Here is a 22,082-nt window from a genome sequence, read left to right on the forward strand (position 1 = left end):
TGGCCGCGGCGGGCTACAGCGTCCGCAGGAGCACCGCCGGATGTTCCACACAGTCCGCCACATACCGCAGGAAGCCGCCCGCCGTGCCGCCGTCGCACACCCGGTGGTCGAAGGTGAGCGAGAGCTGGACGACCTGCCGCACTGCCAGCTCGCCCTCGTGCACCCAGGGCTTGGGGACGATGCGGCCAACGCCGAGCATGGCCGCCTCGGGGTGGTTGATGATCGGCGTGGAGCCGTCGACGCCGAACACCCCGTAGTTGTTCAAGGTGAAGGTGCCGCCCGTGAGTTCCGCGGGCGTCAGCGTCCCGGTCCGCGCCGCCTCGGTCAGCCGGGCGAACTCCGCGCTCAGCCCCTCCGCGTCGCGCGCGTGCGCGTCCCGTACGACGGGTACGACGAGCCCTCGCTCGGTCTGCGCCGCGAAGCCGAGGTGCACCTGGTCGAGCTGGACGACCTCACGGGCCTCCATGTCGACGGTCGAGTTGAGCTCGGGGAAGCGCGCCAGCGCGGCGGTGCAGATCCGGGCGAGCAGCGCCAGCAGGGAGATCTTCGGGCCGCCCGCGGAATTCATCGCCACGCGCGCGTGCATGAGCTCCGTCGCGTCCGCGTCCACCCAGCAGGTCGCGTCGGGTATCTCGCGACGGCTGCGGGAGAGCTTGTCGGCGACGGCGCCGCGGACGCCCCGGAGGGGGACGCGGATGCCGTGCGCGGGAGACGGCGCCCCGGTGCGCCCGGGCGAGGCGGGCGCTCCCATGCCGCGGACGGCGGCCGGGGTCTGCAAGAACTCCCCGGAAGCAGAGGCCGGCGCCGACACGGTGGCAGGCGCGGGCGTCCGCGCCTGACCGGCCGCACGCAACGCGTACTCCACGTCCGCCCGCAGGATCAGACCGTCGGGCCCGGAGCCCTCCAACTCCCGCAGATCCACTCCGTTCTCCCGGGCGAGCCGGCGCACGAGCGGCGAGATGACGGGGACAGGACCGTCGGCATGCAACCGCGCGGAGCTGTTGTGACCGCCGCCGCGCGCGTCGGTGCGCTGCCCTGTCTGCCCCGGCTCGCGCCCCGCGGGAGCGGTGGCCGTGCGGCGCTCCTCGCCCGCGGGCGGACCCGCCGGCGGCCGTACCGGAACCGCCCCGGCGGACGGCCGCACCCTCCTGCGCCGTGCCGGAGGCGCCCCCGTGCCGTACCCCACCAGCACATTGCCGGATCCCTCGTCGCCCGTGTCACCGTCGACGGAGGATGCCGGAGCGCCCACGGCGACGGTCAACAGCGGCGCCCCCACGGGCAGTTCCGTGCCCTCCTCGCCGAAGCGGGCGGTGACCACACCGCCGTAGGGGCAGGGGACCTCGACCATCGCCTTGGCGGTCTCGACCTCGACGACGGGCTGGTCGACGGCGACGACGTCACCGACCTCCACCAGCCAGCGGACGATCTCCGCCTCGGTGAGCCCCTCCCCGAGGTCGGGGAGCTTGAACTCCAACACCTGCGCCATCAGCTGTCCGCCTCCCACTGCAGACGCCCCACGGCGTCCAGGATCCGGTCGACGCCGGGCAGATGGTGCCGCTCCAGCATCGGCGGCGGATACGGGATGTCGAATCCGGCCACGCGCAGCACCGGCGCCTCCAGGTGATGGAAGCAGCGCTCGGTCACGCGGGCCGCGATCTCCCCGCCCGGGCCGCCGAACCCGCCCGACTCGTGCACGACGACCGCGCGCCCGGTCCGCCGCACCGAGGCCGACACCGTCTCGTCGTCGAACGGCACCAGCGAGCGCAGATCGACGACTTCGAGGTCCCAGCCCTCGGCCCGCGCCGCCTCGGCGGCTTCGAGGCAGACGGGCACGGACGGCCCGTACGTGATGAGCGTGGCGCTCCGGCCCGAGCGCCGCACCACCGCGCGGCCTATCGGTTCAACGGCCGGCGGCTCGTCCGGGTTCCAGGAATCCTTCGACCAGTACAGCCGCTTGGGCTCCAGGAAGACGACCGGGTCGTCGGACGCGATGGCGGCGCGCAGCAGCCCGTAGGCGTCGGCGACCGTCGCGGGCGTGACGACATGGAGCCCCGGAGTCGCCATGTAGTACGCCTCGGAGGAGTCGCTGTGGTGCTCGACGCCGCCGATACCGCCGCCGTACGGAACGCGGATCGTGATGGGGAGCGGCATGGCGCCCCGCGTGCGGTTGCGCATCCGCGCGACATGGCTGATCAGCTGCTCGAACGCGGGGTAGGCGAACGCGTCGAACTGCATCTCCACGACCGGCCTCAGGCCGTACATGGCCATGCCGACGGCCGTCCCGAGGATGCCCGCCTCGGCCAGCGGGGTGTCCGTACAGCGGTCCTCGCCGAACTCCTTGGCGAGCCCGTCGGTGACTCGGAAGACACCGCCGAGGGGGCCGACGTCCTCGCCCATGACGTGGACCGTCGGGTCGGCGGCCATGGAGTCGCGCAGGGCCCGCCCGAGGGCCTGCGCCATGGTCGCCGGTTTGAGGGCAACGGTGGTCATCGCCCGGCTCCTTCCGGCCCGTGGTGATGCGGACCGTCCGCCACGGCGTCGAGCTCGGCCCTCAACTGGGTCTCTTGCTCCAGCAGTTGAGTAGTGGGCTGGGCATACACATGGGCGAACAGATCCATGGGGTCGAGCACCGGGTCCTGGTTCATGCGCTCGCGCAGATCCGCGGCCATCGTCTCGGCGTCCTCGCGCGCGGCCCGGATGCCTTCGTCGTCGAGCAGGCCGCGCTCGGTCAACTCGTGCTCCAGGAGCGCGATCGGGTCGTGCGCGCGCCAGGTCTCCACCTCGGCGTCGCCGCGGTAGCGGGTCGCGTCGTCTGCGTTGGTGTGGGCGTCGATGCGGTAGGTGACGGCCTCGACGAGCGTCGGACCGCCTCCCGCGCGCGCGTGGGCCATGGCCTCGCCGAGCACCTGGTGCACCGCCGCCGCGTCGTTGCCGTCCACCAGCCGGCCCGGCATCCCGTAGCCGACGGCCTTGTGGGCCAGCGACGGGGCGGCGGTCTGCTTGGCGAGCGGGACGGAGATGGCGAAGCCGTTGTTCTGGACGAGGAAGACGACCGGGGCCTGCCAGACGGCGGCGAAGTTCAGTGCCTCGTGGAAGTCGCCCTCGCTGGTGCCGCCGTCGCCGACCAGGGCGAGCGCGACCACGTCGTCGCCCTTGAGGCGGGCGGCGTGCGCGAGGCCCACGGCGTGCGGGAGCTGGGTCGCGAGGGGGGTGCACAAGGGCGCGATGCGGTGCTCGCGGGGGTCGTACCCGGTGTGCCAGTCGCCGCGCAGGAGGGTGAGCGCCTGGACGGGGTCGAGGCCGCGGGCGACAGCCGCGAGGGTGTCGCGGTAGCTGGGGAAGAGCCAGTCACGTTCTTCCAGGACCAGCGCGGCGGCGACCTCGCAGGCCTCCTGGCCGGTGCTGGAGGGATAGACGGCGAGGCGGCCCTGCTTGGTGAGGGCCGTGGCCTGGGTGTTGTAACGGCGGCCACGCACCAGTTCCGCGTACAGCCGGCGCAGCAGCCCCGGGTCGACCTGCGCGGCGGCCTCGGTGCCGAGGACGCGGTACGGCAGCGCGTCGGGCAGCAGCGGCGCGGGGTCCGTGCGGGGCTGCCAGGCGGGCGGCGGCGTGGGCCGGTAAGCGCCTCGCTGCTCCATGACCGTCATGACGGCACCTCCTCGTGGGAGCGGCTTCAGGCGCACCACGGGTGTGAGGCGCCTCACCTACCGATTGTTCGGTCGTCGGCACATTTTGGCTACAGGCACCGCCAGGCTGTGGACAAACGGTTCTGCACAGCCTGAGATGGACGCAGTACGTCCATGGTAGGGAGGCGGGGGGACATGGCACCTGAACAAATGGCCGAGCCACCGGAGGCCGGCCCCGCCGTTCCGCCCGCCCGTCCGCTCGACGCCATTGATCAAGACATCCTGCAAATGCTCCAGGCGGACGGCCGCGCCTCGATACGCTCCGTGGCCGAACGTGTCCATGTGTCGCGGGCCAACGCCTACGCGCGGATCAACCGTCTCATCGAAAACGGCGTGATCCGCGGCTTCGGGGCCCGCGTCAACCACGAGCGCGCCGGGCAGGGCACCTCGGCGTACATCACCCTCAAGATCGTGCAGAACTCCTGGCGCACGGTGCGCGAGCAGCTGAGGGCGCTCCCGGGGGCCTCCCACATCGCCCTGGTGGGCGGCGACTTCGACGTACTGCTCCTGGTGCACACGCCGGACAACAAGGCGCTGCGCGAACTGGTGCTCACGCGTCTGCAGGCCATCCCGGAGGTGCTCAGTACGCGCACACTGCTGGTCTTCGAGGAGGAGGACCTGGAACCGGAGGGCTGAGTCTCAGCGCTCGCTGCGCAGTCCCGCGAAGACCAACTGCACCACCGCGTCGGCCACTTCCTGCTCGCCCATGCCCCGCCCGTCCGGCCGGTACCACTCCACGATCGAGTTGATCATCCCGAACACCAGCCGGGTCGCGAGCCGGACCTCCACGTCGCCACGAACGTCCCCGTCGGCGGCCGCGGCCTTCAGGAGCTCGGCCACCTGGTGGTCGAACTCGCGGCGCCGCTCCAGGGCCCAGCGCTCGGTGTCCGTGTTGCCGCGCACGCGCAGCAGCAGCGTCACATACGGAAGTTCGGAGGTGAGCACCTCGACCATGCGCCGTACGACGTACTCCAGGCGCTCCACCGCACGCCCCACGCGCGCGTGCTCCTCGCCGAGGATTCCGAAGAGGCCGTCGAGGGCCCGGCTGACGGCCCGGCGCAGCAGCTCCTCCTTGCCCGCGACGTGGTGGTATATCGACGACTTGGAGATGCCGGCCGCCTTGGAGAGATGCTCCATGGAGGTGCCGTCGTAGCCGCGCTCGTTGAAGACCTGGACGGCGACGGAGAGCAGGGTCTCCGGGGTGTACGTGTCGCGCTTGGCGGTGGTCATGAGGTGCCCTCCCGCTTCTCGGATGCGTACGCGTGGCGGTAGAGCGCGAGGGACGGCGCGTAGCGCCCGGAGGGGTCTCGCTGGTGCAGATCGTCCAGGACGGAGCACGCCCAGCTCCTGCCGAGCCTGCGACTCCATTCGAAGGGCCCCAGGGGGTAGTTGACGCCGAGCCGCATCGCGGTGTCGATGTCCTCCTCGGTGGCCACCCCCTTGGCGACGGCGTCGTGCGCCAGGTCGACGATCCGGGCCACGGTCCGGGCGACGATCATGCCGGGGACGTCCCCGATGACGCTGACGTCCTTGCCGAGCGACTGGAAGAGTCCGACGGCCTCGGAAAGCGTCTGGGGAGCGGTGTCCTGGGAGGCTGAAAGGGCGATCCGGGTCGCCTTGCGGTAGTCGAGCGCCAGGTCGAAGTAGACGACGTCACGGAACTCCACCGAGGTCTGACCGTCGGCGAGGACCAGCTGGCCCCCGCTGGGCAGCACCAGGCGGGTTCCGTGGTCCTCCTCGTCCTCGCGAACCTGGATGCCCGCCTCGCGGATCAGGGCGAGCAGTTCGGAGGCCGGGCCCAGATCGCCCTCGGCGACGACATACGCGGGCGCCTGCGCCTTCTCCGCGGTGTGCGGTTCGGAGCGCTCGGCGTCGTCCGCGTAGTCGTACCAGCCGTGTCCCGTCTTGCGGCCGAGCCGGCCGGACTCGACGAGCCGCCGCTGGGCGAGCGAGGGCGTGAAGCGCACGTCCTGGAAGAAGGACTGCCACACGGAGTGCGTGACGGACTCGTTGACGTCCTGGCCTATCAGGTCGGTCAGCTCGAAGGCGCCCATCCTGAAGCCGCCGGATTCACGCAGGATCGCGTCGATGGTGGCCGGGTCGGCGGCCTGGGCCTCGTACACCGCGAAGGCCTCGGCGTAGAAGGGCCGCGCGATGCGGTTGACGATGAAGCCGGGGGTGTCGGCGCAGGCGACCGGGGTCTTCCCCCAGGCGCGGGCCGTCTCGTACGCGCGCGTGGCCGACGAGAAGTCGCTCGCATACCCGGAGACGACCTCCACGAGGGGCAGCAGGGGCGCGGGGTTGAAGAAGTGCAGTCCGACCAGACGGCCGGGGTTGCGCAGGGCGCCACCGATGGCCGTGACGGACAGGGAGGAGGTGTTGGTGGCGAGCAGACAGTCGTCCTCGACGATGTCCTCGAGATCGCGGAACAGTTGCTGCTTCACGTCGAGTTGTTCGAGCACCGCCTCGACGACGAGCAGGCAGTCCGCGAGGTCGGTTAGGCTCCCGGCCGGCTGGAGCCTGGCGCGGGCTGAGTCCCGGTCGGCGCCGGTGAGCCGGTCCTTCTCGACGAGCCGGTCGAGGCGGGCGCCGATCGCTTCGGCCGCCGCGTCGGCCCGCCCGGGAACGGCGTCGTAGAGCCGCACGGGATGGCCTGCTACCAGCGCGACCTGGGCGATGCCCTGGCCCATGGTGCCGGTGCCGACGACGGCCACGGGGCTGCTGAGGTCGATTGCTGTCATGTGCGCGATCCTCCCGCACGGGGTTTTCCACAGATGCGGCGGACCCCCTTGTCCCGACCGATCGTTCGGTTACTCTAACTCTGTCCGGCTGTTTCTGCCCAGGTCATGAGTTCAGCGAAGAGCTCTTGAGACGAGGAGATGGTCCCGCATGGCCGCCGAACTGTCCGCGCACCAGCTGATCGCCCAGCACCGGCCCACTCTCGACCAGGCGCTGGAATCGATCCGCACACGCGCGTACTGGTCCCCGCACCCCGAGCACCCCAAGGCGTACGGCGAGAACGGCAGCCTGGGCATGGCGGAAGGCAAGGCCGCCTTCGACGCCCTCCTGGGCACCCGCCTCGACCTCGGCCAGCCCGGCACGGACGACTGGGTGGGCGGCGAGAAGTCGCCGTACGGAATCGATCTGGACGTCACGTACCCGCACGCGGACCTCGACGTGCTGCTGCCCGCCATGCGCGCGGGCCGGCGCGCGTGGCGCGACGCCGGCGCGGAGATCCGCGCCGTGGTCTGTCTGGAGATCCTCAAGCGCATCAGCGACCGCACGCACGAGTTCGCGCACGCGGTCATGCACACCAGCGGCCAGGCCTTCATGATGGCGTTCCAGGCGGGCGGCCCGCACGCGCAGGACCGCGGCCTGGAGGCGGTGGCGTACGCGTACGTGGAGCAGGTCCGCACCCCGGACAACGCCGAGTGGACCAAGCCCCAGGGCAAGCGCGACCCGCTCGCGCTGACCAAGCAGTTCACGCCCGTCCCGCGCGGCATCGCGCTGGTGATCGGCTGCAACACCTTCCCGACGTGGAACGGCTACCCGGGCCTGTTCGCCTCCCTCGCCACCGGCAACGCGGTGCTGGTGAAGCCCCACCCGCGCGCGGTGCTCCCGCTCGCGCTCACCGTCCAGGTCGCGCGCGAAGTGCTCGCCGAAGCGGGCTTCGACCCGAACCTGGTGGCGCTGGCCGCCGAGGGCCCCGGAGAGGGCATCGCCAAGACCCTGGCGGTGCGGCCCGAGATCCGGATCATCGACTACACGGGCTCGACGGCGTTCGGCGACTGGCTGGAGACCAACGCCCGCCAGGCGCAGGTCTACACGGAGAAGGCCGGCGTCAACACGGTGATCGTGGAGTCGACCAGCGACTACAAGGGGATGCTGTCCAACCTGGCCTTCTCCCTGTCCCTGTACAGCGGCCAGATGTGCACGACCCCGCAGAACCTGCTGATCCCCCGCGACGGCATCCGCACGGAGGAGGGCCCCAAGTCGTACGACGAGGTGGTGGCCGACCTCGCGAAGTCGGTCGGCGGCCTCCTCGGCGACGACGCCCGGGCCAACGCGCTGCTCGGCGCCATCGTGAACCCGGACGTGAAGGCCCGTCTGGAGGCCGCCACCGGTCTCGGCGAAGTCGCCCTCCCCTCACGGGAGATCAGCAACCCGGAATTCCCGCACGCGGTCGTCCGTACGCCGCTGATCGTGAAGCTCGACGGCGCCAAGCCGGACGACGAATCGGCCTACATGAGCGAGTGCTTCGGGCCCGTCTCCTTCGCCGTCGCGGTCGACTCGGCCGCGGACGCCGTGGAGCTGCTGCGCCGCACCATCAGGGACAAGGGCGCGATGACGGTCGGGGCGTACACCACCGACGAGGAGGTCGAGCAGGCCGTGCAGGAGGCCTGCCTGGAGGAGTGCGCCCAGCTCTCCCTGAACCTCACGGGCGGGGTGTACGTCAACCAGACGGCGGCCTTCTCGGACTTCCACGGCTCGGGCGGCAACCCGGCCGCCAACGCCGCGCTGTGCGACGGAGCGTTCGTCGCCAACCGCTTCCGGGTGGTCGAAGTACGCCGGGAGGCATAGGCGTTACGCCGATGCGCCCCCGGTCGCGCTCCAGTGGAACAGCGTCATGGCCACACTGGTCGCGAGGTTGTAGCTGGAGACCTGGGGGCGCATCGGCAGCGACACCAAGTGATCGGCGCGGGCCCGGAGTTCGGGGGACAGACCGCTGCGCTCGGAGCCGAAGGCGAGCACGGCGTCGTCGGGAAGCTTCAGCCCTCGGATGTCCTCACCCTCCGGATCGAGGGCGAACACCGGGCCCGGCGGCAGCTCGTCCACCGACAGCCGCTCCACGGCGGTCGCGAAGTGCAGGCCGGCCCCACCGCGCACGACCGTGGGGTGCCAGGGGTCGAGCGTGCCCGTGGTGACCACACCGGTCGCGCCGAAGCCGGCCGCGAGCCGGATCACGGCGCCGGCGTTGCCCAGGTTGCGGGGGTTGTCGAGGACGACGACGGGCGTGGTGCGCGGCGTGCGGGCCAGCGTTTCCAGATTGGCCGCCCTGGACGGGCGTACGGCGAGAGCCGCCATGGCGGTGGGGTGCGGGCGTGCCACGAGAGACGCGAACGTCGCCTCCGGGACCTCCACCAGCAGCGCGTCGACGGCCTCGCGTACGTCGGGGGCCAGCTCGTCGGCCAGCGCCAGCGCCGCCCGCCGGTCGGTCGTGACGGCCACCGGGATACGCGCCTGGAAGCGCACCGCGTGCTTGAGCGCGTGGAAGCCGTCGAGCAGGACGGCGCCGTCGGCGAGGCGTCGCCAGGCGCGTCCGGCATGCGCGCCGTCCGAGACGTCCGGAGTACCGGCAGCGCGCTCGTCGTCCGGGGCAGGGGCGTCGCTCTTGTCGTCCGGCGCACCGGCGCCGATGCCCTCGTCCGGCGTACGGGCGTCCGTCTCGTTCATGCCGTGAAGCCTACGTGGGTGTCCTCGGACTGCTGCGGGATGCGATCCCGCTGCTCGCGCGGCCGCGGCACCGTGCGGCCGCGGACCGCGAACAGCCCTCCACGCGCGCGTGCCGCCCGTCGGCCGAGGCCACGCAGGAAGGACGTCGGCAGGAACACCGCGTCGGCGGCGATCATCGCGAGCGAGAAGAAGGGCAGTCCGAGGACCACGGCGATCACGGCGTGCTCGGTCATCATGGCCGCCAGCAGGACGTTCTTGACCCGCCGGTTGAACAGGGTGAAGGGGAAGGCGACCTGCGCGGCGACCGTCCCGTACGTCACCATCATCACGATCGTGCCGTGCGCGGACATCAGGTCGGACAGCGCGGGCCAGGGCGAGAAGTAGTCCAGGTGGAGGGGGTAGTAGACGGCGGTGCCGTCCTGCCAGCGCGAGCCCTGGATCTTGTACCAGCCGGCGGTCGCGTAGATCAGACACGCCTCGGCCATGATCACGAGCAGCGCCCCGTTGTGCACGAGGTTGGCGAAGACGTCCAACAGGACCCGTGGCTCCGCGGTGCGGGCGCGGCGGCCTACGACCCACCACAGGGCCTGCACCGCCCACAGTCCCCAGAAGAACACCAGCCAGCCGGGGCCGGCCCGCCCGGTAAACGTCACCCCGGCCAGCGCCAGACCGAGCACACCCCACAGGGCCGGCCCGACACGGTCGGGCCCCGTCCGCTCGCCACGCGCGCGTGCCTCCCGCGCGAGCCGTGCCCGCCGTGCGTCCAGCGACCACACCTGGCCGCAGCGCGTGAACACGAGGTAGATCGCCATCAGGTGGATGACGTTGTCGCCGCCGTCCCCCATGAAGATGCTGCGGTTCTGCAGGGAGAGCACGCCCACCATGAAGAGCACGGACATCGTGCGGGTCCGCCAACCCACGAGCAGCAGGACGCTGGAGAGGACAGCGAGGGCGTAGACGATCTCGAACCACACCTGGCTGTCCGACCACATCAGGGCCGTGAACGAGTGATTGGCCGCGATGAGCTGCTGGGCGAGGTCCCAGCTCCACGGTCCGTCGGGCCCGTACATCTCCTGGCGGTGCGGGTACTCGCGCAGCAGGAACAGCAGCCAGGTGGCGGCGAAGCCGATGCGGATCACGGCGCTCTGGTACGGGCCGAGGGCGCTCTCGGTGACTCGGGTGATGCCGCGCGAGACCGACAGGGCGAATCGGCTCATCGGGCGCTCGCCTCCGTCAGCCCGTCCTTGCGGTCGCTGTCGGGCACGGACCACCAGGGCAGCTCGCGGACGATGGGCTTGTCGGACACCTTCTCCTCGCTCCACTTGGGGGGCGGAACATTGGTGGTGCGGGAGCGGACCTGGACGCGTTCGACGACGGCGCCCGCGCCGCCCGCGTGCTCTCGGTCGAGGCGCAGTACGGCGATCCGGCGCAGATAGCGTTCGGAGAGGTCGCCGCGCAGGCCCGCGGGGCGGTTCTGGCCGTCGTGCGTACTGGCGTAAAAATCCCAGGCGCGGCGGAGTTCGTTCTGCTGGGTGTGGCTCGGCAGCAGATTGCCGTCTATGGCCTGGCCGTCGAGCGCGGACAGGTCGTACCAGCCGGTCTCGCGGCTGGTGCCGTCCGAGGTGCGGACCAGGGCGCGGACCTGGATCGCGATGTCCTGCTGCAGCGGGTTGGGGGCGAAGAGTTTCCAGTTCTGCTCGAACTCGGGATAGATCCATTCGTCGATCGCCCGGCCGTGCTGCTTGGTGACCGTGTTCGAGGGCGCGACGTGCAGGAACACCATGCCGAGGTGCACACAGGCGACGACCGCGACGACCGCCAGGGCGAGGGCGGCGGCGACCTGGGAGCGAAGGGGGAGGGCGGCTATGCCGGTGGGGGCGGGGGGTTCGACGACGGGCTCCGTCTGTTGGCTGGAGGGTGCCTGGGACGCGGGGGGCTCGGACGCGGCGGCCCCCGACGTGGCGGCCCTGGATGTAGGGAGCTCGGTCACCGAACTGTCAGGCACCGAACTGTCACGCACGGCCCCGTCACGCGCAGACCCATCACGCTCAGACGCTTCAGGCACAGGCCCGTCAGGCATGGAAGCGTCCGGCGTGGCACCGTCCGTCCCAGGCCCGGTCCTCGCGCTCTCGTCGTACGCGTCCATTCCGCCCCGATTCACGATCCCGAATGCGCTGCCGGCCGCCGGGCCGCGGGCACCGTACCGTCACGCCGCACCGCACCGCGACGTTCGCACGGGCACCGTACTCAGACCGTGCCACCCGGCACAGCCCCATGGGACACAGTGGCCACACCGGTGCCCATGAGGTTATCCACAGCGGTTGACACCTTACGGCGCTCGACCGACCATGGACTCGAGCGGACCGAACGATCGGTCGGTCGGGAGTGAGAGGTCGAGGGGGACCGCATGGCGACAGCAGCAGCGCACCACACGGCCCGCGTACAAGCGGACGGACCTGCGGACGAAGCGGCGCGCACCGCGGCGTACGAGGCCGTCTTCGATGCTGCGGTGGCGGCCGACGAGCGCATCGAGCCCCGGGACTGGATGCCCGACGCCTACCGCTCCACCCTGGTCCGGCAGATCGCGCAGCACGCCCACTCCGAGATCATCGGCATGCAGCCCGAGGCCAACTGGATCACGCGCGCGCCCTCCCTGCGCCGCAAGGCGATCCTGATGGCGAAGGTCCAGGACGAGGCCGGGCACGGGCTGTATCTGTACAGCGCGGCCGAGACCCTCGGCACCGGCCGCGACGAGCTCCTCGACAAGCTGCACACCGGCCGCCAGAAGTACTCGTCGATCTTCAACTACCCGACGCTGACCTGGGCGGACGTCGGCGCCATCGGCTGGCTGGTGGACGGCGCCGCGATCACCAACCAGGTCCCCCTGTGCCGCTGCTCGTACGGGCCGTACGCGCGCGCGATGGTCCGCGTCTGCAAGGAGGAGTCCTTCCACCAGCGCCAGGGGTACGAGCTGCTGCTGGCCCTCAGCCGCGGCACCCCCGAGCAGCACGAGATGGCGCAGGACGCGGTGAACCGCTGGTGGTGGCCCTCCCTGATGATGTTCGGCCCGCCCGACGACGAGTCCTCGCATTCGGCGCAGTCGATGGCGTGGAAGATCAAGCGCCATTCGAACGACGAGCTGCGCCAGCGCTTCGTGGACATCTGCGTTCCCCAGGCCGAATCACTGGACCTGACCCTTCCAGACCCGGACCTGGTGTGGAACGAGGAGCGGGGGCAGCACGACTTCGGCGCGATCGACTGGACGGAGTTCTGGGAGGTCCTCAAGGGGAACGGCCCCTGCAACGAACAGCGCATCACGCAGCGCAAGCGCGCACACGACGAGGGCGCGTGGGTCCGGGAGGCGGCCGCGGCGTACGCGGACAAGCAGGCCGACCGGGCGGAGCCCGCCTCCGGGCATGCGGACGAACACAGCGGCGGCACGGCCGGCGAGAACGGGAAGGCGCGAGCATGACGACCAACGACTGGCCCCTGTGGGAGGTGTTCGTGCGCTCGCGCCGCGGCCTCTCGCACACCCACGCCGGCAGCCTGCACGCGCCGGACGCCGAGCTGGCCCTGCGCAACGCACGCGATCTGTACACCCGCCGCGGCGAGGGCGTCTCGATCTGGGTCATCCCCTCCGCCGCCATCACGGCTTCCTCGCCCGACGAGAAGGACCCGTTCTTCGAACCGGCCGCGGACAAGCCCTACCGGCACCCGACGTTCTACGAGATCCCGGAAGGGGTGAAGCACCTGTGACGACCACCGTGAACACCGCGGCCGCCCTGGCCCTCGGCGACGACGCCCTGGTGCTCTCGCACCGGCTGGGGGAGTGGGCGGGCCACGCGCCCGTCCTCGAAGAGGAAGTCGCCCTGGCCAACATTGCCCTGGACCTGCTGGGCCAGGCCCGCGTGCTGCTGTCCATGGCCGGTGACGAGGACGAGCTGGCCTATCTGCGCGAGGAGCGCGCCTTCCGCAACCTCCAGCTCGTCGAGCAGCCGAACGGCGACTTCGCCCACACGATCGCCCGCCAGCTGTACTTCTCCACCTACCAGCGGCTCCTGTACGCACAACTGGCCTCCGGAGAGGGCGACTTCGCGCCGCTCGCCGCGAAGGCCGTCAAGGAAGTCGCCTACCACCAGGACCACGCCGAGCAGTGGACACTGCGGCTCGGCGACGGCACCGACGTCAGCCATGAGCGGATGCGACGGGCGTGCGAGGCGCTGTGGCGGTTCACGGGCGAGATGTTCCAGCCGATCGAGGGCGTGGACATCGACTGGGACGGCATGCGGGCCGCCTGGCTGGACTCCGTGGGGAGTGTGCTGCGCCGTGCCACCCTGCCCCTCCCCGAGGGACCGCAGTCCGGGGCGTGGACGGCCGGCGCTGGTCGCCAGGGTCTGCACACCGAACCCTTCGGGCGGATGCTCGCCGAGATGCAGCATCTGCACCGCAGTCATCCGGGGGCGTCATGGTGACGACCACCGCTCTCGAGGAGGAGCTGCGCAGGCTGGCCGGGTCGGTTCCGGACCCCGAGCTGCCCGTGCTCACCCTGGAGGAGCTCGGCGTACTGCGCGCCGTACATGTCCTGGGCGCGGACTCGGTCGAGGTAGAGCTGACCCCGACGTACACCGGCTGCCCGGCCATCGAGGCCATGTCGGTGGACATCGAGCGGGTGCTGCACAAGCACGGTGTACGGGAGGTCTCGGTCCGTACGGTGCTCAGCCCGGCCTGGTCGACGGACGACATCTCGGACGAAGGCCGCCGCAAGCTGCGGGAGTTCGGGATAGCACCGCCGCGCGGCGGGCGCTCGACGGGGCCGGTGACCGTCGCGCTGGGACCCACTCGGACGGTGACCGCCGAGCCGGAGCTGGAGCCGGTGCGCTGTCCGCTCTGCGGATCCGCCGATACCGAGCTGCTCAGCCGCTTCTCGTCCACCGCGTGCAAGGCACTGCGCCGCTGCGTGTCCTGCCGCGAACCGTTCGACCACTTCAAGGAGTTGTGATGGCCCGGTTCCACCCGCTCCCGGTGGTCGCGGTCGACCGGCTCACCGACGACTCGGCGTCCCTGACCTTCGCGGTGCCGCCCGCCCTGCGCGAGGACTACCGGCACGCGCCCGGCCAGCACCTCGCGCTGCGCCGCACGGTCGACGGCACGGAGATCCGCCGTACGTACTCGATCTGCTCACCGGCGCCCGCCCCCGCCGACGAGGGTCCGCGAACGCTGCAGGTCGGGGTTCGTCTGGTCGACGGCGGCGCGTTCTCGACGTACGCGCTCAAGGAGATCGCCGTCGGCGACGAGGTGGAGGTGATGACGCCGGCGGGACGCTTCACGCTCGAACCCGCGGCCGGGCTGTACGCCGCCGTGGTGGGCGGCAGCGGGATCACCCCGGTGCTGTCGATCGTCTCGACACTGCTGGCGCGCGAGCCCGAGGCGAGGTTCTGCCTCATACGCAGCGACCGGACCTCGGCCTCGACGATGTTCCTGGAGGAGGTCGCCGACCTCAAGGACCGTTTTCCCGAGCGGTTCCAGCTGGTGACGGTGCTCTCCCGGGAGGAGCAGCAGGCGGGGCTGCCGTCCGGGCGGCTCAACCAGGAGCGGCTCACCGAGCTGCTTCCGGCGCTGCTGCCCGTGGACCGGGTGGCGGGGTGGTTCCTGTGCGGGCCGTTCGGTCTGGTGCAGGGGGCGGAGCGTGCGCTGCGCGGACTCGGCGTGGCGCGGGCGCGTGTCCACGAGGAGATATTCCATGTGGACGAGGGGGCCGCGACGGCTCCCCGTGTGTCGTCCCCCGCGCACAGCACGGTGACCGCCCGGCTCGACGGCCGCGGCGGGACGTGGCCCGTCCACGACGGCGAGTCGCTCCTGGAGGCGGTCCTGCGCAACCGGCCGGACGCGCCCTACGCCTGCAAGGGAGGGGTATGCGGGACCTGCCGCGCCTTCCTGGTCTCGGGCGAGGTGCGGATGGACCGCAACTTCGCGCTGGAGCCTGAAGAGACGGAGGCGGGGTACGTACTGGCCTGTCAGTCGCATCCGGCCACGGAGACAGTGGAGTTGGACTTCGACCGGTAGGGCGTGACCGGCCGGCTCGCTCTGGCCGACGGCACGCTTCGCCCGGCGGCACGCTCTGCCCGACGGCACGCTCTGGCCGGCAGCTCGGTCTGGCCGCCGGTAGGTCGAGGCCGACCGTTCCCTTCTCGTAGAACCTGTTCTATCTTGACGGTCCGTCAGATCAGGAGTCCGGCGATCCGGAACTCCGGTCGGTTGGCCGGCGCGTGGGAGGACAGGACCGTGGACTTCACCTTCACCGAGGAGCAGCAGGCGGCGGTCGAGGCGGCGAAGGCGGTGTTCGGCGGGGTCGCGCCGGACGGGGTGCCCAGCCCCGCTCTCACCGCGGGCGCCGTCGCCGAGGACTTCGACCGGGCGCTGTGGGCGAAGCTCGCCGACGCGGACCTGCTGAGCCTGCTGCTCGACGCGGAGTACGGCGGGGCGGGCCTTGACGCGGTCGCCCTGTGCCTGGTGCTGCGCGAGTCGGCGAAGGTGCTGGCGCGGGTGCCGCTGCTGGAGAACAGTGCGGCGGCGGTGGCCGTGCAGACATACGGCGGTGCGGAGTTGAAGGCGGAGCTGCTGGCCCGGGCGGGCCGGGGCGAGCTCGTGCTGACCGTCGCCGCCAACGGCCGCACCGGCCACGACCCGGCCGAGCTCGCCGTGACCGCACGGCAGGACGGCCGGGACGGTGACGTGTGGGTGCTGGACGGAGTGCAGACGGCGGTTGCCTGGGCGCACAACGCCGACTACATCGTCGTACCCGCGCACACGGACACCGACCGGGCGGTCCTCGCCCTCGTCCGCCGCGTCCACGAAGGGGTGGTACTCGCCGAGCAGATCTCCACCACCGGTGAGCGGCTTGGCGAAGTGCGTCTAGAGTCCGCGCGGATCTCCGCCCGGGACGTCATCGACGCGGAGGGGGCGTGGGAGTGGCTGCGCGAGCTGCTGGCCACCGGGACGTGTGCACTGGCGCTCGGGCTCGGGGAGGGCGTCCTCGGAATGACCAGTGAGTACACCAGCAAGCGCGAGCAGTTCGGGTTCCCGGTCGCCACGTTCCAGGCGGTCGCCGTGCAGGCCGCCGACCGCTATATCGACCTGCGTGCCATGGAGGCGACGCTGTGGCAGGCCGCGTGGCGAATCAGTACGGGGGCCGGGGGTGCGCTGCCGGCCTCCGGGGACGTGGCCGTCGCCAAGATCTGGGCCTCGGAAGGGGTACGGCGAGTCGTGCAGACCGCGCAGCACCTGCACGGGGGGTTCGGCGCCGACACCGACTATCCGCTGCACCGGTACCACGCCTGGGCCAAGCAGCTGGAGCTCTCGCTCGGACCGGCGGCGGCGCACGAGGAGACGCTGGGCGATCTGCTGGCGGCGCATCCGCTGGGGTGAAGGCCGGAGCGACGGTGCATCCGCCGGGCAAGGCACCGCGCGTCAGCGCACCCGCCGCACACCGCACCCGCCGGCCTGAGCACCACACCACAGCGCCCCAGCCGCACACCGCACCCGCCAGGCCGAGCACCACACCACAGCGCCCCAGCCGCACACCGCACCCGCCGGCCTGAGCACCGCGCCACAGCACCCCAGCCGCACGCCGCACCCGCCGGGCTGAGCACCACACCACGGCACCCCACCCGGGCGCCACACTGTCTGAGCAGATCGCCGGCTAGCGGCGCCGAGCCCGCGCCACCGCGCGGGCTCACGATTCACCGCCGCCGCTGGCCGGCACCCCCGGTCACCAGGGACTACAGCACGAAGCCCGGCTGACCCTTGTCGTCCACGACCGGGCGGCCGACGGCTGCCCAGACCTGCATGCCGCCGTCGACATTCACGGCGTCGATGCCCTGCTGAACCAGGTACTGCGTGACCTGGGCCGAACGGCCACCGGAGCGGCAGATCACATGGACCCGACCGTCCTGCGGGGCCGCCTCGGTCAGCTCGCCGTATCGGGCGACGAACTCACTGATGGGGATGTGCAGCGCCCCCTCGGCATGACCTGCCTCCCACTCGTCGTCCTCCCGGACGTCCAGCAGGAAGTCGCTGTCCGCGAGACTCCCGACCTCGACCGTGGGCACACCAGTTCCGAAACTCATGTCTCCGACGCTACCTGACCACGCCGACAGCCAGTTCCCCTGTCGACCGTCCGCTGCCCTTCAGGAGCTCGGAGACCTCAGGGAGCCTGCGCCTTCAGCTGAGCCAGCTCCGCCTCGCGCTCGTCGACCTGGGCCAGCAGCTGTTCCGCGATCTCCTCCAGGAGGCGGTCCGGGTCGTCCGGGGCCAGCTTCAGCATGGCGCCGATGGCGCTCTCCTCCAGTTCGTGGGCGACGAACGTGAGCATTTCCTTGCGCTGGGCGAGCCATTCGAGGCGGGCGTAGAGCTCCTCGCTGCGGCTCGGCTTCCACTCCTCGGGCGCGGGACCCGCGGCCCACTCCTCGGAGAGCTCCCGCAGCAGCGCCTCGTCGCCCCTGCCGTACGCCGCGTTCACCCGGGCGATGAACTCGTCGCGCCGCTTGCGCTCGTCCTCGTCCTGCGCCAGGTCGGGGTGGGCTTTACGGACCAGCTCGCGGAAGAGCTTGCGGGCCTCCTCGCTGGGGCGCACCCGCTGCGGGGGCCGTACGGGCTGGTCGGTGAGCATCGCCACGGCCTCCGGGAACAGGCCTTCCGAGTCCATCCAGCCGTTGAACAGCTCCTCGACGCCGGGCATGGGCATGACCCGGGCCCGCGCCTCGTGCGCCTTGCGTACGTCCTCCGGGTCGCCGGTACGTGCGGCCCGCGCCTCGGCGATCTGGGCGTCCAGCTCGTCGAGCCGGGAGTACATCGGTCCGAGCTTCTGGTGGTGCAGCCGCGAGAAGTTCTCGACCTCGACCCGGAAGGTCTCCACGGCGATCTCGAACTCGATCAACGCCTGCTCGGCCGCCCGCACGGCCCGCTCCAAGCGCTCCTCGGGCCGCGCAGCACCCTCGGTGTCCGCGGGCTGGGGCGTCTCCGCCTCGGGCGCCGCCTCCGGGAACGTCTCGCCGTCGGGAGCCTCCCGCGACGACCCCGCCAGGTCGGATCGGGCGGACTCGTCCGCACCGCCCTCCACGGCACCGGACTGCTCCCGCACCCCGTCATCGGTGGGCTCGGACTGGCTCTGCTCGGCTTCCGGCGTCGTCACCCGACCAGCGTAGGCCACGGGCAGGCGGCGGTAGCCGCGGAGTCCTTCGCCAAAGCCGTGGCCCGCCGACGCCAAACCCCGCACCCCACCGACGCCAAGCCCGCTGCCCCGCCGACACCAGGCCCCGCACCCCACCGACGCCAAGCCCGCTGCCCCGCCGACACCAGGCCCCGCACCCCACCGGCCGATCACAGCCTGCCGGACACCACTCCGCGCCATGTCCATCCCGCCCCGACAACCGCGTCCCGCAGGGGATCCTTCAGCGCCGAGCTGTCGAAACGGAACGTCTCCGTCGCCTCAAGTCCGCCCCCGGCCCCCCGCCCGACCGTCCACTGCCGGGAAACCGTCTTCACCTGCCCACGGGAGTGCTCGGCCGACAGCGCAAGCCCGGGCCTGCCCCCAACCCATGTGACCTCCCACTGCCGGTCGAGGGCACGTATCTCGTGGTCCGCCGGGACCAGACGCATCCGGACTTGAAGGACCCGGCGCACCTGGGCCCGAGCGAAGAAGTCCCGCCAGGCCGGTTCCGAGACCCGCCACTCCGCCACCAAGTCGGCACCCTCCGGGCTGCCGTTCCGGATGACATAGGGCACGTCCGGCTGGTTGAGCCCGAGCAGCACCGCCCGGACTTCCTCGGTGGAACGCGGTGCGACACCACTGCCGGGGCGCTTCGTGCCGGTCAATTTGTCGAAAAGGCCCATCGGATCAACCTACTGTCGCCGAGCCGGCGCGCTCGTCGCGATGTCCCGCGACGCCACGCTCCACTGACCTCAAACCCCCAGCTCAGCCGCGATCCGCCCGTCCCGCACCGCCGCCACCAACTCCGCATGGTCCGCCTCTGTCCGGTCCGCGTACGCCACGGCGAACGAGGCGACGGCCTCGTCGAGCTCCTCGTTCTTTCCGCAGTACCCGGCGATGAGGCGTGGGTCGGCGCTGTGGGCGTGGGCGCGGGCGAGGAGGGCGCCGGTCATGCGGGCGTAGTCGTCCACCTGGTCGGCGGCGAGGGCGGCGGGGTCGACGCTGCCCTTGCGGTTGCGGAACTGGCGTACCTGGAAGGGGCGGCCCTCGACCGTGGTCCAGCCGAGCAGGATGTCGCTGACGACCTGCATGCGCTTCTGGCCGAGGACCACACGGCGGCCCTCGTGCGACACGTCGGGTATCGGGTGCCCGGCGGTCGCCAGGTGCGGGAGCAGCGCCGAGGCACGGGCCTCCTTCACCTGGAGCACGAGCGCTTCGCCGCGGTGGTCCAGGAGCAGCACGACGTACGAGCGGGTGCCCACGCTGCCGGTACCGACGACGCGGAAGGCGACGTCGTGCACCGCGTACCGGGCGAGGAGCGGGAGACGGTCCTCCGAGAGCGTCGTCAGATAGTGCTCCAGAGACGCGGCGACCGCGGCCGCCTCCGCGTCGGGTATCCGGCGCAGCACCGGCGACGCGTCCACGAAGCGTCGGCCGCCGCCCTCCACCGGCTCCGTCGACTTGGCGGCGAACCGGCCGCTGGTGTTGGCCCGCGCCTTCTCCGAGACCCGCTCCAACGTGCCGAGCAGATCGTGGGCGTCGGTGTGCGAGACGAGCTCCTCGTCGGCGATCGCGTTCCACGCGTCCAGCACCGGCAGCTTGGCCAGCAGGCGCATGGTGCGGCGGTACGCGCCCACGGCGTCGTGCGCGGCGGCCCGGCAGGTGTCCTCGTCCGCCCCGGCCTCCCGGCCCGCGAGGACGAGCGAGGTGGCGAGCCGCTTGAGGTCCCACTCCCAGGGGCCGTGCACCGTCTCGTCGAAGTCGTTCAGGTCGATGACGAGGCCGCCGCGCGCGTCCCCGTACAGACCGAAGTTCGCCGCGTGCGCGTCACCGCATATCTGGGCACCGATGCCGGTCACGGGGGTGCGGGCGAGGTCGTACGCCATGAGGCCCGCCGAACCGCGCAGGAAGGCGAAGGGGGTGGCCGCCATCCTGCCGACCCGTATCGGCGTGAGCCCGGGAATCCGGCCGCGGTTGGACTCCTCGACCGCGGTCACGGCGTCCGGCCGGCCGGCGTCCACCGTCAGCTCGGCGTGCACGCCGCGCGGCACCTGCCCACGCAGGGCCTTCCCCTCTTCTTTCGGCGAGCCCTGCACGGGCCGTGCGGCAAATCCGCGCACCGCGAATTCCCGTACCCCGAAAGCCCTGGGCGCGTGCTGCGCCGGAACCGCTGTCCCGAGCTCGGTCATTCCGACCGCCTCCCCCGTGCACGAACATCAACTCGTGCTGACCGTACAGCCGGTAGTCGAAACGCGTCAGACCCTGTGGACAACTCCACAGCCACAGAAGTCCGGACTGCTCAGCGAGGAGACTGACCGGACTGCTCAGGCACGGAAGCACCGGGCCACTCAGCCACAGAAGCACCGGGCTACTTCCGGAGCTCCCCCGGGCACGGGGCGCTCTCCGGCAGGTACCTCTCCGCCCAGGACCCGAGCTCCTTGAGCGCGGGCTCCAGTGCCGCTCCCGCCACCGTCAACCGGTACGAGACCCGCAGCGGTGGCCCTTCGTCGACCTCACGCACGACCAGTCCGGCCGCGCCGAGTTCGGTGAGCCGGTCCGAGAGCATCCGTTCGCTGATGCCGGGGATCGACCTGCGCAACTCGGCGAAATGGACAGGACGTTGCAGCAGAACGGCCACGACCAGGCCCGTCCAGCGTTTTCCGAGCAGTTGGAAGACGCGCGTCATGCCGTCGTCGACCTGCTGACACGGCCCCACTTCGTGGCTCCCCAGTTCCGCCATGGGTTCAGAGTACTGCGTCCTCGTATGGGGATGAAAAAAAGTAAGTAGCTGTGTTATCTATAGTCGAGTACGAAACAGAAGCCCTCTTGCTTGGAGTACCCCATGGCCACCCTCCTTCACATCGACTCGTCCGTGTTCCCTGGCTCCGCCTCCGCCTCCCGCGCGGTGACGGACGCCTTCCGCAAGACCTGGGAGGAGCAGCACCCCGAGGGCACGGTGATCTACCGCGATCTCGCCGCGAACCCCGTGCCGCACATCACCGCCGACGCCCACACCGCCGGTTTCGCCGCCCCGGACACCCACACCCCCGAGCAGGCGGCTGCCTTCGCCGAGCGCGTGCGGCTCATCGAGGAGCTGGAGCGGGCGGACGCGATCCTGATCGGCGCGCCCATGTACAACTTCGCGATCCCGTCGACCCTCAAGGCGTGGCTGGACAACGTGGTCCTCATCGGCCGTACCGCCATGAACGAGGAGTCGAAGGCGAAGGGCACCCCGGTCACCGTGGTCGCCAGCCGCGGCGGCTCCTACGCGCCGGGCACCCCGCGCGAGGGCTACGAGTACGTGCAGAACTACCTGGAGGCCGTCCTGCGCGACATGCTCGCCCTGGACCTCGACTTCATCGTCCCGGAGCTCACGATGGCTCCGCACAACCCGGCGATGGCCGAGCTGGTCCCCCTCTTCGAGGCCTCCCGCGGCAAGGCCCTCGACGACGCGGCCGCCAAGGCCAAGGAGCTCGCGGAGCGCCTCGCCGCGTAATCCCTCAGGGGCCCGTCACCACCCCACCCGCGCCGTGTGATTGTCCTCACCCCGGATGATCACACGGCGCACCCGTCGGACCACGCAAAAGCCCCGCAGGTCCGAAGACCTGCGGGGCTTTCAGCTGGCTGTCGCTGTGGGGAACCGATTCCCAATCGGGCTTGTCAACCCGAAGTTCCCGTGACGTCAGGTGGTGTCTTCGACAAGTCCGAAGCCCTCCGGGAAGCCTTCCAGGAAT

General features: G+C 71.4%; 22 protein-coding genes. 9 read left to right on the forward strand and 13 right to left on the reverse strand.

Features of this window, described 5'->3' with window-relative positions:
* Window positions 1-13: 13 nt before the first annotated feature.
* From ACZ4RZ_RS33590 to pdhA, 3 genes are read right to left on the reverse strand one after another with little or no spacing between them, the layout of a single operon-like run.
* Complete coding sequence (locus ACZ4RZ_RS33590) at window positions 14-1,486, reverse strand: dihydrolipoamide acetyltransferase family protein (protein WP_467750408.1); 1,473 nt, start codon at window positions 1,484-1,486, stop codon at window positions 14-16.
* A complete protein-coding gene (locus tag ACZ4RZ_RS33595; protein WP_467750410.1) occupies window positions 1,486-2,490 on the reverse strand; it encodes an alpha-ketoacid dehydrogenase subunit beta in 1,005 nt (334 codons plus the stop codon). The genes ACZ4RZ_RS33590 and ACZ4RZ_RS33595 overlap by 1 nt, the downstream gene beginning before the upstream one ends.
* Complete coding sequence (gene pdhA / locus ACZ4RZ_RS33600) at window positions 2,487-3,647, reverse strand: pyruvate dehydrogenase (acetyl-transferring) E1 component subunit alpha (protein ID WP_467750412.1); 1,161 nt, start codon at window positions 3,645-3,647, stop codon at window positions 2,487-2,489. Before pdhA ends, ACZ4RZ_RS33595 begins: the two co-directional genes overlap by 4 nt.
* 189 nt (window positions 3,648-3,836) lie before the next feature.
* Between pdhA and ACZ4RZ_RS33605 the strand changes: the two genes are divergently transcribed.
* The gene (locus ACZ4RZ_RS33605) at window positions 3,837-4,322 is read left to right on the forward strand and encodes an Lrp/AsnC family transcriptional regulator (RefSeq protein WP_467750461.1); all 486 of its coding nucleotides are present in this window, start codon (window positions 3,837-3,839) and stop codon (window positions 4,320-4,322) included.
* 3 nt (window positions 4,323-4,325) lie between these two features.
* On the opposite strand, the gene ACZ4RZ_RS33610 is transcribed toward ACZ4RZ_RS33605, so the two are convergent.
* Together ACZ4RZ_RS33610 and ACZ4RZ_RS33615 are read right to left on the reverse strand one after the other, a co-directional pair.
* Window positions 4,326-4,916 carry a TetR/AcrR family transcriptional regulator gene (locus ACZ4RZ_RS33610; RefSeq protein WP_467750414.1) on the reverse strand — a complete coding sequence of 197 codons (591 nt, stop codon included), beginning with the start codon at window positions 4,914-4,916 and terminating at the stop codon, window positions 4,326-4,328.
* Window positions 4,913-6,427: a 3-hydroxyacyl-CoA dehydrogenase gene (locus tag ACZ4RZ_RS33615; RefSeq protein WP_467750416.1), complete on the reverse strand. Its 1,515-nt coding sequence runs from the start codon at window positions 6,425-6,427 to the stop codon at window positions 4,913-4,915. The genes ACZ4RZ_RS33610 and ACZ4RZ_RS33615 overlap by 4 nt, the downstream gene beginning before the upstream one ends.
* A 148-nt stretch (window positions 6,428-6,575) precedes the next feature.
* Between ACZ4RZ_RS33615 and paaN the strand changes: the two genes are divergently transcribed.
* Complete coding sequence (paaN, locus tag ACZ4RZ_RS33620; RefSeq protein WP_467750418.1) at window positions 6,576-8,267, forward strand: phenylacetic acid degradation protein PaaN; 1,692 nt, start codon at window positions 6,576-6,578, stop codon at window positions 8,265-8,267.
* A gap of 3 nt (window positions 8,268-8,270) precedes the next feature.
* Here paaN and ACZ4RZ_RS33625 read toward each other — a convergent pair whose 3' ends face one another.
* The 3 genes from ACZ4RZ_RS33625 to ACZ4RZ_RS33635 are packed head-to-tail and all read right to left on the reverse strand — an operon-like array spanning window position 8,271 to window position 11,130.
* Window positions 8,271-9,140, reverse strand: coding sequence for a TrmH family RNA methyltransferase (locus tag ACZ4RZ_RS33625; RefSeq protein ID WP_467750420.1), 870 nt, complete (start codon window positions 9,138-9,140; stop codon window positions 8,271-8,273).
* Window positions 9,137-10,357, reverse strand: coding sequence for an HTTM domain-containing protein (locus tag ACZ4RZ_RS33630; protein WP_467750422.1), 1,221 nt, complete (start codon window positions 10,355-10,357; stop codon window positions 9,137-9,139). The genes ACZ4RZ_RS33625 and ACZ4RZ_RS33630 overlap by 4 nt, the downstream gene beginning before the upstream one ends.
* Window positions 10,354-11,130 carry a DUF5819 family protein gene (locus tag ACZ4RZ_RS33635; protein WP_467750424.1) on the reverse strand — a complete coding sequence of 259 codons (777 nt, stop codon included), beginning with the start codon at window positions 11,128-11,130 and terminating at the stop codon, window positions 10,354-10,356. Before ACZ4RZ_RS33635 ends, ACZ4RZ_RS33630 begins: the two co-directional genes overlap by 4 nt.
* Before the next feature lie 417 nt (window positions 11,131-11,547).
* Between ACZ4RZ_RS33635 and paaA the strand changes: the two genes are divergently transcribed.
* The 6 genes from paaA to ACZ4RZ_RS33665 all read left to right on the forward strand — a co-directional run bounded on the left by paaA (window position 11,548) and on the right by ACZ4RZ_RS33665 (window position 16,565).
* The gene (gene paaA, locus ACZ4RZ_RS33640) at window positions 11,548-12,612 is read left to right on the forward strand and encodes a 1,2-phenylacetyl-CoA epoxidase subunit PaaA (RefSeq protein ID WP_467750426.1); all 1,065 of its coding nucleotides are present in this window, start codon (window positions 11,548-11,550) and stop codon (window positions 12,610-12,612) included.
* On the forward strand, window positions 12,609-12,896 hold the full coding sequence (gene paaB / locus ACZ4RZ_RS33645; RefSeq protein WP_467750428.1) for a 1,2-phenylacetyl-CoA epoxidase subunit PaaB: 288 nt from the start codon (window positions 12,609-12,611) through the stop codon (window positions 12,894-12,896). Before paaA ends, paaB begins: the two co-directional genes overlap by 4 nt.
* Entirely contained in the window at window positions 12,893-13,612 is a 720-nt protein-coding gene (gene paaC / locus ACZ4RZ_RS33650) for a 1,2-phenylacetyl-CoA epoxidase subunit PaaC (RefSeq protein WP_467750430.1), read from the forward strand. Before paaB ends, paaC begins: the two co-directional genes overlap by 4 nt.
* The gene (gene paaD / locus ACZ4RZ_RS33655) at window positions 13,606-14,139 is read left to right on the forward strand and encodes a 1,2-phenylacetyl-CoA epoxidase subunit PaaD (RefSeq protein WP_467750432.1); all 534 of its coding nucleotides are present in this window, start codon (window positions 13,606-13,608) and stop codon (window positions 14,137-14,139) included. The genes paaC and paaD overlap by 7 nt, the downstream gene beginning before the upstream one ends.
* On the forward strand, window positions 14,139-15,203 hold the full coding sequence (locus ACZ4RZ_RS33660) for a 2Fe-2S iron-sulfur cluster-binding protein (RefSeq protein ID WP_467750434.1): 1,065 nt from the start codon (window positions 14,139-14,141) through the stop codon (window positions 15,201-15,203). The genes paaD and ACZ4RZ_RS33660 overlap by 1 nt, the downstream gene beginning before the upstream one ends.
* 219 nt (window positions 15,204-15,422) lie before the next feature.
* Window positions 15,423-16,565, forward strand: a complete 1,143-nt coding sequence (locus ACZ4RZ_RS33665) for an acyl-CoA dehydrogenase family protein (protein WP_467750436.1) — start codon at window positions 15,423-15,425, stop codon at window positions 16,563-16,565.
* 353 nt (window positions 16,566-16,918) lie between these two features.
* On the opposite strand, the gene ACZ4RZ_RS33670 is transcribed toward ACZ4RZ_RS33665, so the two are convergent.
* From ACZ4RZ_RS33670 to ACZ4RZ_RS33690, 5 genes are all read right to left on the reverse strand, one after another.
* Window positions 16,919-17,248, reverse strand: a complete 330-nt coding sequence (locus ACZ4RZ_RS33670) for a rhodanese-like domain-containing protein (RefSeq protein WP_467750463.1) — start codon at window positions 17,246-17,248, stop codon at window positions 16,919-16,921.
* 95 nt (window positions 17,249-17,343) lie between these two features.
* Entirely contained in the window at window positions 17,344-18,330 is a 987-nt protein-coding gene (locus tag ACZ4RZ_RS33675) for a hypothetical protein (RefSeq protein WP_467750438.1), read from the reverse strand.
* A 188-nt stretch (window positions 18,331-18,518) separates the two neighbouring features.
* Window positions 18,519-19,031, reverse strand: coding sequence for a hypothetical protein (locus ACZ4RZ_RS33680; RefSeq protein ID WP_467750440.1), 513 nt, complete (start codon window positions 19,029-19,031; stop codon window positions 18,519-18,521).
* Window positions 19,032-19,100: 69 nt separating this feature from the next.
* A complete protein-coding gene (locus tag ACZ4RZ_RS33685) occupies window positions 19,101-20,537 on the reverse strand; it encodes a DUF2252 domain-containing protein (RefSeq protein WP_467750442.1) in 1,437 nt (478 codons plus the stop codon).
* A gap of 179 nt (window positions 20,538-20,716) precedes the next feature.
* Entirely contained in the window at window positions 20,717-21,088 is a 372-nt protein-coding gene (locus ACZ4RZ_RS33690; protein ID WP_467750443.1) for a winged helix-turn-helix transcriptional regulator, read from the reverse strand.
* A 102-nt stretch (window positions 21,089-21,190) separates the two neighbouring features.
* Between ACZ4RZ_RS33690 and ACZ4RZ_RS33695 the strand changes: the two genes are divergently transcribed.
* On the forward strand, window positions 21,191-21,844 hold the full coding sequence (locus ACZ4RZ_RS33695; protein ID WP_467750445.1) for an FMN-dependent NADH-azoreductase: 654 nt from the start codon (window positions 21,191-21,193) through the stop codon (window positions 21,842-21,844).
* Window positions 21,845-22,082 lie beyond the last annotated feature (238 nt).

The sequence above is a fragment of the Streptomyces sp. NPDC027189 genome (assembly GCF_055566975.1).